This window comes from Pseudoalteromonas aquimarina (assembly GCF_049257255.1).
Classification (GTDB): Bacteria; Pseudomonadota; Gammaproteobacteria; order Enterobacterales; family Alteromonadaceae; genus Pseudoalteromonas.
In genome coordinates this window covers 22,502-35,905 of the sequence record NZ_JBMMUG010000004.1, presented here as the reverse complement: position 1 = coordinate 35,905, position 13,404 = coordinate 22,502, and the positions used below count along the sequence as shown (strand labels likewise).

At 41.7% G+C, this 13,404-nt stretch carries 11 protein-coding genes; 5 read left to right on the top strand and 6 right to left on the bottom strand.

What is annotated here, in order from left to right; all coding sequences use genetic code 11:
• Position 1: 1 nt before the first annotated feature.
• Positions 2-724, top strand: a complete 723-nt coding sequence (locus tag AAEU29_RS10935) for a LytR/AlgR family response regulator transcription factor (RefSeq protein WP_421973369.1) — start codon at positions 2-4, stop codon at positions 722-724.
• A 102-nt stretch (positions 725-826) separates the two neighbouring features.
• On the opposite strand, the gene hmpA is transcribed toward AAEU29_RS10935, so the two are convergent.
• Genes hmpA through AAEU29_RS10920 form a run of 3 tightly spaced genes read right to left on the bottom strand, consistent with a single transcriptional unit; the run spans position 827 to position 3,593 of the window.
• A complete protein-coding gene (hmpA, locus tag AAEU29_RS10930) occupies positions 827-2,017 on the bottom strand; it encodes an NO-inducible flavohemoprotein (protein ID WP_421973368.1) in 1,191 nt (396 codons plus the stop codon).
• Between the two features lie 56 nt (positions 2,018-2,073).
• The gene (locus AAEU29_RS10925; RefSeq protein WP_421973367.1) at positions 2,074-3,291 is read right to left on the bottom strand and encodes an NnrS family protein; all 1,218 of its coding nucleotides are present in this window, start codon (positions 3,289-3,291) and stop codon (positions 2,074-2,076) included.
• An 8-nt stretch (positions 3,292-3,299) separates the two neighbouring features.
• A complete protein-coding gene (locus tag AAEU29_RS10920; protein WP_274763119.1) occupies positions 3,300-3,593 on the bottom strand; it encodes a hypothetical protein in 294 nt (97 codons plus the stop codon).
• A gap of 182 nt (positions 3,594-3,775) precedes the next feature.
• On the opposite strand from AAEU29_RS10920, the gene norR reads away from it, so the two are divergent.
• Positions 3,776-5,362, top strand: coding sequence for a nitric oxide reductase transcriptional regulator NorR (norR, locus tag AAEU29_RS10915; RefSeq protein WP_421973366.1), 1,587 nt, complete (start codon positions 3,776-3,778; stop codon positions 5,360-5,362).
• A 299-nt stretch (positions 5,363-5,661) separates the two neighbouring features.
• Positions 5,662-6,168: a hypothetical protein gene (locus tag AAEU29_RS10910; protein ID WP_421973365.1), complete on the top strand. Its 507-nt coding sequence runs from the start codon at positions 5,662-5,664 to the stop codon at positions 6,166-6,168.
• Positions 6,169-6,628: 460 nt separating this feature from the next.
• Here the strand turns inward: AAEU29_RS10910 and AAEU29_RS10905 are convergent, their stop codons facing one another.
• Complete coding sequence (locus AAEU29_RS10905) at positions 6,629-7,252, bottom strand: TetR/AcrR family transcriptional regulator (RefSeq protein ID WP_421973364.1); 624 nt, start codon at positions 7,250-7,252, stop codon at positions 6,629-6,631.
• A 133-nt stretch (positions 7,253-7,385) separates the two neighbouring features.
• Between AAEU29_RS10905 and AAEU29_RS10900 the strand changes: the two genes are divergently transcribed.
• A complete protein-coding gene (locus tag AAEU29_RS10900; RefSeq protein ID WP_421973363.1) occupies positions 7,386-8,486 on the top strand; it encodes an efflux RND transporter periplasmic adaptor subunit in 1,101 nt (366 codons plus the stop codon).
• 11 nt (positions 8,487-8,497) lie between these two features.
• Positions 8,498-11,557, top strand: a complete 3,060-nt coding sequence (locus tag AAEU29_RS10895) for an efflux RND transporter permease subunit (RefSeq protein ID WP_421973362.1) — start codon at positions 8,498-8,500, stop codon at positions 11,555-11,557.
• Between the two features lie 127 nt (positions 11,558-11,684).
• Here AAEU29_RS10895 and AAEU29_RS10890 read toward each other — a convergent pair whose 3' ends face one another.
• Both AAEU29_RS10890 and AAEU29_RS10885 read right to left on the bottom strand, forming a co-directional pair.
• A complete protein-coding gene (locus AAEU29_RS10890) occupies positions 11,685-12,482 on the bottom strand; it encodes a hypothetical protein (RefSeq protein WP_421973361.1) in 798 nt (265 codons plus the stop codon).
• A gap of 4 nt (positions 12,483-12,486) precedes the next feature.
• Positions 12,487-13,368, bottom strand: coding sequence for a CE1 family esterase (locus AAEU29_RS10885; protein ID WP_421973360.1), 882 nt, complete (start codon positions 13,366-13,368; stop codon positions 12,487-12,489).
• Positions 13,369-13,404 lie beyond the last annotated feature (36 nt).

Sequence of the window (13,404 nt, the reverse complement as noted above, 5' to 3'; positions counted from 1 at the left end):
TATGGCAATTCAAACTCAACAAAAACGCTATCGCTGCATCATTGTGGATGATGAAGCGCTTGGCCGCGAACTGATTGAAATACACTTATCGCAGTTTGCTGAATTTGAACTCGTTGCGAGCTGCAGCAGCGCCATTGAAGCGCATCAATTATTGCAAAACCAAAGCGTTGATTTATTGTTTTTAGACATTGAAATGCCGGTGTTAAAAGGCACTGATTTTTATCAAAACCTTGCCCATAAACCCTATGTGATTTTTACTACTGCGTATCGCGACTATGCAATTGAAGGCTTTGAACTTGATGCCGTGGATTACCTGTTAAAACCCATTGTATTTTCACGTTTTTTTAAAGCCATTGAAAAGTTTAAGCAGCGCATATCTAACACACATCACGTTGCACCAAGCACTGCTACGCAACAAACGCCAAATGCAATGTTTGTGCGTGAAAACCGTAAGCAAGTACGCATTGTATTTGAAAACGTTTTATATATAGAAGGCTTAAAAGATTATATAAAAATCTTCCTATGTGATGGCAGCCATATTATCAAAAGCAGTATGAGCGCGTTTGAAAGCCAATTGCCGGAAAACTTTGCCCGTGTGCACCGCTCGTTTATTGTGAATTTAGACCACATCAGCGCTTATGCGCACCATTATTTAGAGCTGGGCGAGATAGAAATTCCAATTGGCGAGCAATACCGTGAAAAATTACACAATAAGCTTGCATAAAAAGTGCGCGGCTACTTTTATCAAATAGCAACACACTTTTATTTAGGGCAATCCGGTTTTAAAGGTAATTAATTTAGACTGGATTGTTTGCCTCGCTAAGCTTTAAAGCTCCGCATGCGGGCCAAACACTTCGTAGTGAATACGCTCAGCCGCTACCCCCATATCCAGTAATTGCTTTTTCACAAATCGCATAAACGCAACAGGGCCACACAGATAAAAGTTACCTAGGCTAAATGGTAAGTTCACATTATCTAAATTCATTAAACCGCTAAAGTTATTAGCTGAATTATCCGTCTGCGGCTCCTGCGATTCATACCAAGTGTACGTTTGCCAGTTATTTAACGTAGCAAGCTCATTGGTACGCTGTTTAAATGAATGCTGTTTATTTGTGCTGCAGGCATGCAGATAAAATACATCTTCGTTGTAATTTACTGCCGATAAATACTCAAACATTGACTGCATTGGCGTTACCCCCACCCCTGCTGAAATAAGTACTACCGGTGATTGTTTATCTTGAAAGAAAAAATCACCAGCTGGGGCAAACACATTAAGGGTATCGCCACAGTTAATTTCATCATGTAAGTAGTTTGAAACAAGGCCGTCTGGTTCGCCCTTTTCGCGTTTTACCGAAATACGGTAGCTTTGCCCATTAGGCTTGTTTGATAACGAATATTGACGAATTTCGGTAAAGTCGTAATTACTTGGTGAGACTGAAATACCTAAATATTGCCCTGGCGCATAACCAATCACATCATTGCCGTCTTGTGGAGTAAGGACAAAGCTTGTAACCAATTCAGACTCTTTGATTTTTTCACTTACTACGAAGGGGCGACTATCGCGCCAACCACCTTGGCTTTTTGCACGGCTTTCATAAAGCTCACCTTCGCGATGAATAAACACAGACGCTAAAAAGTCATATGCGGCAGTCCACGCTTCTTCAACTTCGGCGGTAAATAGTTCACCCGTTAATTCACGTAGGGTTTCGGTTAGGTGATGACCTACTATTTGGTACATTTCGGGTTGAATATTAAAGCTTGTATGCTTATGAGCGATGCGCTCAACCGCACTTTTTAGTGCGCCCACATTATCAATATGCTGCGCATACGCTGCGATAGCTTCAAATAAAGCAGCCTTTTGCCTGCCCGACGCTTGATTGCTCATATTAAAGATATGTTTAAGTTCAGGCTGATGAAAAAACAACCTTTCATAAAAGTGGGTTGTTAGCGCAGGCCCAGTCTCAGAAAGTAATGGCACTAAACTTTTAATAATATCAATATGACGTTGTTGTAACATGTAATACCTCGTGTGTTGCAACGTGTTGTTAGAAATAAGAAATAAAAAATTAGGAATTAACGAAAACTATCTTGGCGAGGGGCGATTAATATTGGGAAATACACCCAAACAAAAATTGCAAACGCGATAATCCAGCCAACCGCACTCACTTGCCATGCCAAATGGGCAAGCCCGATTGCAGGTAGTAATGCACGTGTAACGGCTACAAGAAAAAGCAGTAAAAAAGCTTTACCCATAATCACTTTGGGTATTAATACTCGCCCTGTATGGCCAAGCGAAACGCGACTCATCATAGATAAAATCATCAGCCCCATGGCGCCAACAGTGATCACATGAAGCCCTGAACTAAAAGGAATAAGCGGCGTAAAATAGCTCGCACCAAGTAAAATAAGACCAAGACCAAGTGCGCCGTATGCTAAATGTAATGACCATAAAAGAGAGATACCGAGCGTTTTATTACTTTGCCAAAAACCCAGCTTTGCAAGGTGCAAGCAGCCTGCAGCAATCATTAAATACGCAGGTGATAACGGCAGGGAAATATAGAAATGGCTAAAAAATACTAAAGTGCCGAGTATGGAAACAACCAATAACAGCGTATCAAGCAAAGGCGGATGCGACACTTCTTTAAGCTTGGCACCGTTACGTGTGAAAAACGGAATAACACGCCCACCCACAATGCCCATTAAAATGCCAAACATCAGCACCATAGTACGGCCAATATGCAGTGCCTGTGCTGTATCTATGGTGAGTTCACTTACCAGTAGCACCATTTCAAGTAGCGCCATCACCGTAAATAAAGGGATAAATAAGTAGTTACGACGATTTTTGGCAAGCAAAACTATGTATGCATACACAGCGATAATGCATATCCACCAAATACTTTGCAGCACGGTAGCTAAAATGACACTTGCCGTTGAATTAACAAAAAACAGCGCGCGTATAATGAGCCAAAGGCCAACCAAGGCAATCAAGGGTGCCCCTTGTATACTTGGCCTGCCAGTCCATGTTTGCACCGCGGTTAATACAAAGCCTGTTGCAATGGTGGCACCAAAGCCAAATAACATTTCGTGTAAATGCCATACCGTTGGGGTTAAGCCTGTTGGATTTAACTGCCACCACGCATTTAAGAAGCCAAGCCACATTATCATGGCTAAAATTGATGCGATTGCTCCTAAAATAAAGCTTGAGCGAAATGCCAATTGAAAAAAGGCGTGTTCTGAAAATGCGCCAACGGCTTCGTTATCTTGCGCGTGTGGTTCTTGAATATTTAACATCGAACCACCTACACACGTTGACCTAAGCCATGCTGCCCAATACAGCGCACAACATAGCCAATCTTAAAAAATGCAGGAAACACCATAGTACCGATATGAGCGGCAATTTGCTGAGACATTGAAAAATACTCAGCAAATGGGTAACTGATTAGCAAACAGCTAATAAACAAACTAACAGGAACTAACATTAACCAATTACCCACTTGCTTAGTAAAACCAAACACATTTTTTTTGTTTTTATTTGGAAGCGTTAGCGCACGCTCGTGATTGATAAAAGCAGTCTCATTAACAACTTGCTGCATAATTAAGCCTTAATTTCATTTAAATTCAGCTTGATATAGCAGCAACAATGCCAATAATGTTTTATTGATATTAATCATATAGTTAATCAAAATAAGTACCGTTAAACACCAACAAATTAGTCAATTTGACACACCGAAAAAACAAGTCATAATGACACAGGTGTGTTTTTAGGTGGTTTTGTATGGCAATTAACTCTTTAACCTTAGTGGAATTTGCAAAAGCGCAAGTGACCAGTCTCGATAATCAAGACCGATTTGAACAACTGTTACAAACGCTTGCGACGGTAATTGAGTGCGAGGCCATTGCACTGTTGGCTATGCGTGGCGAGGTATTAAAGCCACTGGCGATTAAAGGGCTTACACCCGACACACTCGGCAGGCGTTTTGTTATTAGCGAGCATCCGCGTTTTGCGGCAATTTGTGAATCAAAAGGGCCTGTGCGTTTTGCATCATCCAGCCCCTTACCCGACCCATATGATGGGCTAGTTGCTGATCACCCCGGGGATTTACCTATTCACGCTTGTATGGGCTTACCACTTTATTTTGCCGAGCGTTTAATTGGCATTTTGACCTTTGACTCACTAAAGCCCAACGCTTTTGACGATTTAGGCCAAGACAAGCTTGATGCCTTAGCCGCCATCGCTGCAGCTACCTTAAAAATTGCCCTTACACTCGATGAATTAGAGCAGCGTAATTCGCGCTCGCATTTACTAATGGCAGAGCTTAGTCAAGAAGCTATCGCCCGAGATGGCAACGAATTAATTGGCGACAGCCAAGCCATGGTAAAGCTTAAACAAGAAGTTAATTTAGTCGCTGCATCACCGTTTAGCGTGCTTATTCAAGGCGAAACAGGCGTAGGTAAAGAGCTTATTGCACGGCGCTTACACTTACAGTCGAGCCGCGCCGATAAACCTTTGGTGTATGTAAACTGTGCCGCCCTGCCCGAAAACTTAATTGAAAGCGAGTTATTTGGCCATGTGAAAGGCGCCTTTACCGGTGCCGATAAAAATCGCGCAGGTAAATTTGTGTTGGCCGACGGCGGCACGTTATTTTTAGATGAAGTGGGCGAGCTGCCACTTGCAGCGCAAAGTAAACTACTACGCGCACTGCAATCCAATGAAATACAACCTGTTGGCCAAGATGATATTCATTATGTTGATGTGCGGGTTATCGCCGCCACTAACCGTGATTTAGCAGACGAAGTTAGTAACGGCAACTTTCGCGCCGATTTATTTCACCGCTTAAGCGTTTACCCCGTTAACATTCCACCACTGCGTGCTCGAAATGGCGATATTGCCTTGTTGGCAGGCTATTTTGTTGAGCAATCGCGGCGCAAACTTGGCTTGCAACAACTTAAAATCGCCAAAGACGCTCTACCCTATTTAAATGCCTATCACTGGCCGGGCAATGTGCGCGAACTAGAGCATGTGATAAGTCGTGCGGCACTTAAAGCATCGGTAAATGCCAAATCTCCCATTGTAATAATTAACCCGATTGATTGCGGTGAATTAGTCAGAGAACTTGCAATTGACGGCACAAGTAGCGATGAGCCAAAGGCTAACCCAATTCAAACGCAGCAATTTTTGCTAAAACCAGATGAAAGTTTAAAACAGGCCACAGAGCGTTTTCAAAGCGAGATGATACGAATTACACTTTCCAACCATAACGGAAATTGGTCAGCCGCAGCACGAGAGCTTAACACCGACCGCGCTAATTTAACTCGCCTTGCAAAACGCTTAGGTATTAGTGTGACGAAACAGATTAGTTGATTTGACGCTTAGGAGCGAATAGCGGACGTTGGAAAAATTACTCAATGCACATTTCAAACTCTTAGTTGTTAGAAGTAAAAAAATATGCTTATTCCATTTCTTAATGATTATTTCCCCCTTAATAATATTAACAGGCAATTTGCCTGTTTTTTGCAACTGATAAAATGTTAATTTTCAAATAACTATCTGACTAGTAACAACTAATTATTAGTGTTATAAATTGCTTCAGTATGTAAACAGGCGTTGTTGCGGTAGAAAAAGAGGCAACTTGCCTCTTAATAAACTGTTAGCAGTCAAAAGTGAACAACGAAAATTTTACCTTCAAATTATCAACATTAATTCTGAACATACTTCTTTTTATTGGTGGAGTGTGGCTGATCAATGTTTTGTGGCAAGATGTTGTTGATAGCGTTGTTAATTTTAACGAGTTAAGTGATTTTTACTTTATTGTTTTTGTTGCGTGTCTAATATGGATTGTATTGTGTGAATTTGGTTATCAAATAATGCTGTTCTTACCAAGAGGTAGAGCATTGGAACTTAACTCAGATTCTTTAAAGGTTTGCACAGTTTTTGGGATGAAGACCATACCTAAAAAAGCCGTGAGAGGTTGCAAAAATCCAGTTCATAGGGCTACTGGAGGTCTAAAAGCTGGTCTCGTAATTATCTCAGTTGCTCCAGAGTACAGAGTTATGGGGCCTTATGGTTTCAAAATTAACCCGCAGTTCTATGGCTCTTCAGTAGCTGGTGAAAATGAAGTCTCTTTAGTTAAAAAAATCAGAGCATGGCGGAAACAAAGCAACTGCTAACAAGGCCGTTAAACCAGGGACACAAAACAGCAGGCTTGTGCTCCTTCGTCGCTAATTTTAGCCTGCTATTTTGTGCCGTTTACGGCAAGCGTTATACACCCATGAGCAAATGACGAAATTTAAATTTAGTAAATCACCTTTTTGGGACTCAGTACTTAGGAATACAATTTTCCTAGAGTTGTCGATTTTGCTTATTGCATTTATAAAGGTCTTCGGGGATGGTGGTCTAAAAGACGTCACATTATTAAATTTACTTTACACTTTGGCTATTACGTTGCCTTGTTCACTGCTGATTTCGTTGATTGTCACTTTGTTAGACAGAAGCAAAAAGAAATAGGTTGTATAACAAAGTAAATTAAAAGCGCGGACAAGAAACTGTTTGCTTTGTTCGTGCCTCACAAATTTTAGCCAACTAATTTTTGTCGTTTATTTACGGCGTTACGAATGACAGCTTCAGGTACTAAGCCGTTGCATACGCTTTTAAAAAGCGGGCGACGGCTTTATCAACATGCTCTCGCACTTCTTGCTCGCTAATTGCCTCGTTTGGTAGCAATACCGCTTTAATGTGTAAACGCCCTTTAATCATTTCAATCAATAACTTTGCGGCAAATTCGGCGTCGTCTACATCAAGTATATTTTGCTGGTGCAAATGGGTTAAGTATTTTGCCAGCGGAATGCTGCCTCGTAACGGGCCAAAGTGATAGATAAGCTCACCAACTTCCGGCAGCTTGGGTACAATATTGGTCACTAAGCGGAACAATTTCACCATAGTTTCTGATAAAAAGCCTTGCGCAAAACCATAACATACGCGGCTTAATGCTAGTTGCGGCGGCAAGTCGTAATCAATATTAAGCAAAGTGCCCACTTGCACTTCGGCTTTTTCACGAATAACAGCAAGCAGTAGCTTTTCTTTATTACCAAACTCACTGTAAATGTTGCGCCTTGATCCGCCCGATTCGCTAATTATCATTTCAAGGGAGGTATTGTCGTAACCATGTTCTAAAAATAGCATTTGTGCTACCGCGAGGATTTTTTTACCGCGCTCTGATAACGGCTTTGCATTTAAAATTTGTTCTAAACTCAAGACTGTACCTATTAAATGAAAAAACATGGTTGACTTTGGTACTACATGGTACCAAAATATTTGGTACTGCATAGTACCAAATTAATTTACTCAATTTGTGCTCATAAAATTAGCACTTTTTACAGGAACCGTTATGCGTTTACTTTACCTTGTTGCGTGTATTTTCACGCTTGTTGGCTGTTCAAAAGAAATCGAACACTCTGAACCTCCTATCCGCCCAATCGCATGGACAGCGGTAAAAACCTCAAACTTTGAACAAGTGCGTACACTTTCGGGTATTGTTGCCCCCGTTGAAAATGCCAACTTAAGCTTTGAAGTAAACGGTAAAGTTGAAAAGGTGTTTGTAAAATTAGGTGATACGGTGAGTAAAGGGCAACCTCTTGCCAAGCTTAATCAACTCACATTTCAGTTAAGTTTTGAATCTGCATCAGCCCAGGTGAAACAAGCCGAAGCGGCGCTTCAAGAAGCGCAAAATGAATATGAGCGTTACAAAAAACTGAGCGAACAAGGTTTAGTATCTAAATCAGGTTTTGATAATTCAAAATCAGCGTTTGAATCTGCCAAAAGTGCTGTGGATGTTGCCAATGCTCAGCTTAATATTGCGCGCAAAAACGTGCAAGATAGTGAATTACTGGCTCCATACGATGGCGTAATCACCAAACGTTTAATTGAACCCTCGCAGCAAGTTGCTGCTGGCCAATCGGTATTTGAAATTGAAGGCCAACACGGCTTTGAAGTACGTGTAATGGTGCCTGAGAGCATAATCCATGACTTAAACAGCGATATGACCTTAAAAGTAACCTACCCTGTAATGCCACAACTGTCGATGAAAGGGCATATTTCAGAAAAAGGCACCCGCGCAGAATCTGCCAATGCGTTCCCTGTTACAGTTATTCTTGATGAAGAAAACTCTGTGCTGCGCGCCGGCATGACTGCCGAAGTGGAATTTGTTTATCAAGGCGTTGGCCGCACAGGTTATACCGGCCCAAGTATTCGTATTCCGGTAAGTGCCCTTGGCGCCGACATCAAGCAAAAGGCATTTGTTTTTGTTTTTGACCCTAACACGCAACTATTGGAAAAGCGCTTTGTACAAACCGAAAACGTTATTAATAACCAAGTGTTAATTTCAAGCGGTTTACAGGATAATGAGATTATTGCCACAGCTGGCATTGCGTTTTTACGCGACGGGCAAAAAGTATCGCTGCTTGATAACGCCGTGCAGCGTTTTAACTAAGGAGCGGGAATATGAATATTACCGCTTTGGCGTTTAATTATAAAAAACCCGTATTACTTGTGGTGGCGCTATTAATGCTAAACGGCATTTTTGCCTACTTCACCCTGCCCGCGCAGGAAGATCCCACCATTACGATTCGTGAGGCCATTGTTAGCACGCAATTTCCGGGCATGGCGCCGGACCGTGTAGAGCAATTGATCACGCGAAAATTAGAAGAAGAAATCCGAAAAATTCCGGAAGTAAAAGAGATTAAGTCGTCATCTTCCACTGGTCTTTCGACTATTCACGTTAAAATTTACGACCGCTATTTTAACCTCGACAATATTTGGCAAGACTTACGTAATAAGGTAAATAATGCCCAAGGTAAACTGCCACAAGGCACTTTGCCGTCGTATGTAAATGATGAGTTTGGTGATGTATCAGTGATCACTCTTGCGCTCACTGCCGATGGCTTTGATATGGCCGAAATGTACGATATTGCACAGCATATTCGCGACACCCTTTACGGTGTTGAAGGCACTAAAAAAATTGAGATTTTAGGCGCTAAAGCCGAGCGTATTTACCTTGAAGCGTCTAATGCAAAATTGGCACAGCTTGGCATTTCGCCACTAGCACTTATCAGCGAGCTGCAAAAACAAAATATAGTGCAGTCAGGTGGCCGTGTTGATACTGGAAGCCGCAGCTTTATTATTGAGCCAACGGGTAATTTTAATAGCATTCCAGACATTGAAAATACCTATATCACCATTCCAGGTACTGAAGATTTTATTGCCCTTAAAGACATCGTCACGATTAAAAAAGGGTTTATCGACCCACCTGATAAATTGGCGTATTTTAATGGTAAACCAGCGATTTTCTTCGCTAATGCAATGCTGCCTGAATACAACATTTTAGAATTTGCACCGCGTTTTAAAGCTAAAATTGCAGACATTGAACAGACATTACCCATTGGTTATCAATTGGATATTGCCACTTATCAGGCCGACCAAGTTGCGAAAACCGTAAAAGGCGTATCAATTAATGTGCTGCAAACACTGGCGATTGTGCTAGTGGTTGTGATCCTGTTTTTAGGGTTACGCACCGGCTTAATTGTGGGTGCCATTGTGCCACTTGTTATGCTGGTAACGCTTGCCATTATGCAATACAGCGGCATTAAGCTTGAGCGCATGAGCTTGGCAACGCTTATCATTTCACTTGGTTTATTGGTTGATAACGGCATTGTTATTGCCGAAGATTTTAAACGCCGTTTAGAGCTTGGCATCGACCGCTACAATGCCATGGTGCAAGGGTGTAAAGAGTTGGCAATTCCGCTACTTAGCTCTTCAGCCACTACCATTTTATTCTTTTTACCACTGATGCTGGCAGAGCATGTTGCGGGCGAATACACCCGTTCAATTTCATTGGTGATTTTAATTACCTTGCTAAGCAGCTGGGTATTAGCACTGACAGTAACGCCAATTTTAAGTTACTACTTTATTAAAGTGCCAAAAACCACCAGTAGCGATAGCAATGAATTTGGCAAACTAAACAGTTACTATGCGAAATACGAGCAATTTTTACATTGGGTGTTAAAACACAAAGCCCTGTTTATGGCGGCGATGTTTGTGCTATTTATTGGCGCTGGGGCATCAATGAAATTTGTTGCCAAACAGTTTTTCCCAAATTCAGATCGTACTCAAGTACTCGTAAACATCGATTTGCCACGCGGGACATCATCGCGCGAAACTAATCGTCAAATGCAAGAGATTTTCACTTGGTTAAACAATAAGCAGCAGTTTGACTATATTGAAAGCTTCTCGGGTTATGTTGGCTTTAGCGGCCCGCGTTTCGTACTCTCGCTTAACCCTGAAGATCCAGCTGAAAATAAAGGCTTTATTGTACTTAATGTAACGCCAGAAACAGATATTGCCTCGCGGGTATTAGAACTTGATACGCAAATTGAGGCGCGCTTTCCAAATGTATCAGCACGTGTGCGCAAAATGTTCTTAGGGCCGTCGGATTCGTCTATTTTAAAAGTACAGGTAAAAGGCCCTGATAAAGAGGTTATTTACCAAAAAGCGCAAGAAATTATGGCGGTATTACATGCCGCACCAAACTCATTAAACGTGCGTACCGATTGGGAAAATTTGATTACTAAAATCTCGGTTAAAGTAGACCAGCACCGAGCAAAACGTGCTGGGCTTACCTCAAGCGAAATCGCACAAGCCCTAGAAAGCTACTTTAGCGGCGGTGTAATTACTAACTTCCGTGATCAAGATGAAATTATTCCAATTGTGCTGCGCGCCGGTGAAAACGAGCGTAATAGTTTAGATAGATTGCGTACGTTAAATGTTTATTCAGAAAAATCTGACCGTGCCGTACCGCTTTTTCAAGTTGCTGACTTTGAGCCTATTAATCAGTTTTCGATTATTCATCATGAAGATATGTTCCGCACCATTAGCATTGAAGCGCGCAACACCAAGCTTTCTGCGGAAGATTTTAAAGCCCTTGTCGATGAGCAAATTCAATTGCTTAAACACGACTTACCAGTTAATCACACCATTGAATACGACGGTGTAATTAAAGAGTCAAAGGCGGGGCAAAAAGCGCTTAGCGCTAATATGCCGATGGTACTTGGCTTTATTATTATTTTATTGGTGGCGCAGTTTAATTCGTTTAGAAAAGCCATGGTGATTTCGCTTACTATTCCGCTTTCATTTATTGGTGCGGTGATTGGTTTACTGTTAATGCAAGCGCCCTTTGGTTTTATGGTAACACTTGGCCTTTACAGCCTTGCGGGTATTATTATCAACAACGCCATTGTATTAATCGACCGCATTGCAATTGAACAAGCAGAAGGCAAGGGCGAGTATCAAGCCATTATTGATGCATGCTTAACGCGTCTTCGCCCAATTGCGATGACCACCATCACTACCATGATGGGATTACTGCCGCTGATTATTGGTCAAGATCCACTGTTTTACGGTATGGCCTGTGTAATTGCCTTTGGTTTAGGCGTAGGCACGGTTTTAACCTTGGGTGTAGTTCCAGCGCTTTATGCTGGGTTCTACCGCGTTAAAAAGCAAGACTAACGCATGTAAAAAAGCACAAGAGTTTTTTAACAAAAACCTTGTGCTTGCCAAGCGTATTAACGTTGTAAGTTTATACGCTCACTTTAGGGAAACTCATAAAAGCGCTAATTTATTAGCGCTTATTACATTAAAAAGGGCAAGAAGGATGTTGATAGACCATTTCAGAGACCACTTGCGCCATCAACAATTGCTCATCGGGCAAAAGGCCTGTTATCGGCATTAATGCTACTGAATCAATACGTTGACCTGTAATCACCTCTGCAAATACCAATGCCGTTAAATACTTGCCAAGTGATGATGCATGATTACCATCGTCAGCATGCAGTTTAAGGTGTGGCATTAGTTGTAATACCTTATCCCAAACAAGCCCTACAGGCGCTATGCAACTTGCTTGTTTTGCAACAATACTTTGATGAAGGCCGTAGACATATTCTGCCTCAGTGCTATCACCGCGCTGTGGATGTTCAGGAAATAAAATCGGTGTAACGCCAGCATCTTTTGCCCTTGCAATCCAATTTTGTGCAGCACTTGTTGAGTAGTTAGTAGTACGAGATTGTGAGTATTTTTGCCCTTGCAAAATAATGTGCGACCAGTTTTCATTAGCAAGCATTTGAAGTGCGCTATTGCTGGCAAAACTAACATCTAAAAAACCATGCCCGATGACTTTATTTTCAGCAGTTTTCTCAGGTGTAATTTGTTTGATAACTGCTGTAACAGTATTTCCTAACCCTGAAACATGACTATTGCCTGTTAGCGCAATTCGATAAGCGTTTAGGCTTTGGTTGTTTGGCACAGCCTCATTACTTTGCGGTTCGACTTGCCCACCGCCCTTACTACTAATTGGTTCAAATGCAATTGTTGGTGTTGCTGAGTCGGAGCACGCTATGATAAATGCACTTAATATAACGAGTATAATCAAACGCATAATCTTACTCCAGCGCCATACTTTGCTGATAAATTACATATAATTTGTCTGCTAAATAATCTGATTCATGAGGAACAGAAAAGAGTTTTGAAGATGCAACTGGGCTTGCACAATTTTGCCACGTATTGGTAACAGTGCCACTACTACTTGTTGTAACCGCTGGATGGCTCGTTTGCTCAAATTGCGATGCACAGCCATTAATTGTAAGCCAGTGGTTCAGTGTATCTTCAACACTGGCAATATTGCCATATGCTCGGCCATTAATTGGCACATCAGTATCGCTTGGGCTGTGCAAATGGTGAATTGCAACTGCGGTAGCAGTCGTACAAGCATTAAAATCACCTCTAAATTGCCCCGCCAATGATACGATCCCCTCTAGTTTTTCAGGAATTTGACACGCTAAGGTATAAGCCATAAAACCACCAGCCGAATAACCAAATATACGTGCTTTATCACCATTAATGGTGTAATTGGCATGGGCGTAATCAATCAAATTTGAAATGTAGTGGGTATCATCGCTGGTATTGCTGTTTGTTTTACTATCCCATTGCCATGCACTGCCATTACCATTTGGACTAATTACTAAGTACCCTTTTTCTTCGAGCATGCTTGCATCGAAAATTCCGGCTACTTTTGCCATATAACCGGGCGCGCCATGCAAAGTAAGGATCAGCCCTTTGTACTCTTTGTTCGTATCGCCAAAAACTAAGTTTTCTCGCCCATCTACACTGACGCAAGTTGACCCTTCGGGAATAGCGCGCGCAGCACATAAAGTATCCTTATTATTTGATTCTATAAATGGGGCGTTTACTTTTTTGTTTCCACCGCCACCACACGCTGAAATAAGGCATGTAGTTAGTACTAAAATTGGGGTTATTTTTTTCATTTTGCTAATCTCAGTTTTGCCATAAAAAACGAGATT